Here is a 2,782-nt window from a genome sequence, read left to right as displayed (position 1 = left end):
ATTCAAGGCCTTGGCGTTGCAGGCCCTTATGTTTCTGCGATCTCCATTGTGCGCGACAAATATGCGGGCAACGAAATGGCGCGCATCATGTCGCTGGTGATGATGATTTTTATTATGGTGCCTGCACTCGCCCCCAGCATTGGCCAGGCAGTATTGTTGGTAAGCTCGTGGCGTTACATCTTTGTACTTTATATTGTTTATGCGTTGATTATCGGCATATGGATTTTTATACGGTTAGAAGAGACGCTCCCCAAAGAATATCGAATACCCTTTAGCACACGCGGATTTATAGATGGTTTCAAAGAAGTTATCAGCAATTACACCACTATGTGTTACACCCTGTGCATGGGTTTATTTTTTGGTAGCTTTCTCGGTTACCTCAATTCATCGCAACAAATTTTCCAGGATTTATTTCAAACTGGAAAACTATTTACTATCTACTTTGGTGTACTGGCGTTAGTGTTTGGTGTTGCATCACTGGTTAATTCACGCTTTGTGGAAAAGTGGGGAATGGATTATTTATGCAACCACGCCGTTTGGGGAATTATTCTTAGCTCGGCTATTTTTCTTGTTGTACTGATGTTACTGCCCGCCAACCTCTGGCTCTTTATGATTTATGCATCGGTGTTATTTTTTTGTTTTGGCTTGGTCTTCGGCAATGTCAACGCCATGGCGATGGAACCCATGGGGCATGTGGCCGGCATCGCATCAGCCATTATCGGCGCGACATCATCAATTATGTCCATGCTAATCGGCACTGCGATTGGCCAGATGTATAACGGCACTCTCGTGCCAGTTACCAGCGGTTTTTTAATTCTGGGCACCTTGGCATTGGTGATTTTACAACTCGCACGCAATAAAAAAACGCTCCTCGCCGAGCCCGCTGGTGAGTAACCTGATGAACACACGCCTTTTTGCATATGCAGAAAGGTGCACATTCAGCGTCACAACCAAACAAAAAGTCACTGGCATATTATTCACCAACTGCGTACCATGCGCGCCGACACCCTTAAGGTCAGTGTCGCCCTCCTCTGTTGCCAAACACCCCAGTGTGTTTGCCACATCTCAGCTCGCCAGACCTTGCCCGCCACGCGGGAGGCCGAGCAACAGGAAAATCTTATGTCATTTGAAACTCTCGGTCTTCGGGCCGATATTCTGCGTGCTATTGCCGATAAGGGCTACAGCACCCCTACTCCTATTCAATTACAAGCTATTCCCGCCGTATTAAAAGGCGGCGATATCCTTGCCGGAGCCCAAACTGGAACCGGTAAGACTGCAGGCTTTACCCTGCCTTTACTTGAAAAACTGAGCCAGACTCCGGTAAACCAGACCGGTGGACGCCGCCCGGTGCGCGCCTTGATTTTAACGCCCACTCGCGAGCTTGCTGCGCAAGTCTATGAAAGCGTACGGGACTATGGCAAACACCTGCCATTGCGTTCTACCGTTGTATTCGGCGGTGTCAGTATCAATCCACAGATGATGAAGCTGCGCGGTGGTGTAGACATCCTGGTAGCCACTCCCGGCCGTTTGCTCGACCTGGTTAACCAAAATGCGGTGAGCCTGCGTCAAGTTGAAGTGCTGGTTCTGGATGAAGCCGACCGCATGTTGGACATGGGCTTTATTCATGACATCAAAAAAGTATTGGCACTGCTACCCAAGCAACGCCAAAACCTGCTGTTCTCAGCAACCTTTTCCGATGAAATCAAAGCACTCGCCGACAAATTATTGAATCAACCAACTCTGATTGAAGTTGCGCGCCGCAATACCGCTTCCGAGCGCGTAACCCAATGCGTGCACCCGGTTGATCGCAATCGCAAGCGCGAGCTTTTATCGCACTTGATTAACCAAGGCGATTGGCAACAAGTGTTGATTTTTACCCGTACCAAACATGGCGCGAATAAATTAACTGAACAGTTGCAAGATGATGGTATCAGTGCTGCCGCAATTCACGGCAATAAAAGCCAGGGCGCACGTACTAAAGCCTTGGAAGATTTTAAACGCGGTGCAATTCGCGCATTGGTTGCAACGGATATTGCTGCGCGTGGAATTGATATCGACCAATTGCCTCACGTTGTCAATTATGAATTGCCCAACGTTCCGGAAGATTACGTGCATCGGATTGGCCGTACCGGTCGCGCTGATGCTGAAGGTATTGCGGTCTCGTTAGTCTGTGTAGATGAAATTAAATTCTTACGCGATATCGAAAAACTGATCAAGCGCGACATTGATAAAGAAGTCATTGCCGGTTACGAACCAGACCCCAATGTTAAACCTGAACCCATTGTATTGGGCCGCCGTATGACAATTGGTGCAGGTGCAGGCAAAAATGGCGGCGGTAGATCAGCCGCGAAAAAAACCGTACTTGGACAAAAACCCAAAAACGGCAATGGCGGCAAACCACAACAGAAAGATGGGGCACAGCGTAAACCACAAGGCCAAGGTGGTGCAAAACCACAAGGCGCTAATGGCAATCGCAATGCCGCAGGAAAGCCGCAACAGGCACGTCGCCCTCAGGCTGCAAACTAATCATCATTTAGTCGCGCACCTGAAATAAAAAATCCCCGTGATTGCCCATCATGGGGATTTTTTTATGCAATAAATTAACGACTAATAATTAACGCTGCATTTCATACTTACGCATTTTTTCCACTAAGGTAGTACGCCGCACACAAAGCTTATCAGCAGCGCGCGCAACAACACCGCCGCAGTCATTAAGCGCCTGCTGAATTAAACTCATTTCCAGATTGGTAATGTACTCACGCAAATCAATACCCTGCTCAGG

General features: G+C 48.2%; 3 protein-coding genes. 2 read left to right on the top strand and 1 reads right to left on the bottom strand.

Annotated features, from left to right (window positions below; all coding sequences use genetic code 11):
* Window positions 1–894: MFS transporter (locus ACWA6V_RS05345; protein ID WP_449521513.1), on the top strand; the 894-nt coding region annotated here is incomplete at its 5' end.
* 225 nt (window positions 895–1,119) lie between these two features.
* The gene (rhlE, locus tag ACWA6V_RS05340) at window positions 1,120–2,526 is read left to right on the top strand and encodes an ATP-dependent RNA helicase RhlE (RefSeq protein ID WP_449521512.1); all 1,407 of its coding nucleotides are present in this window, start codon (window positions 1,120–1,122) and stop codon (window positions 2,524–2,526) included.
* 88 nt (window positions 2,527–2,614) lie between these two features.
* Here rhlE and ACWA6V_RS05335 read toward each other — a convergent pair.
* Window positions 2,615–2,782 (bottom strand): helix-turn-helix domain-containing protein (locus ACWA6V_RS05335; protein WP_449521515.1); only part of this gene is annotated, 168 nt, incomplete at its 5' end.

The organism is Cellvibrio sp., from assembly GCF_053579595.1.
This window is presented reverse-complemented; position numbering and strand designations above follow the sequence as displayed.

Excerpts from the sequence above, each read along its gene's own strand:
- rhlE (WP_449521512.1), top strand. The coding sequence starts at position 1,120 with ATGTCATTTGAAACTCTCGGTCTTCGGGCCGATATTCTGCGTGCTATT.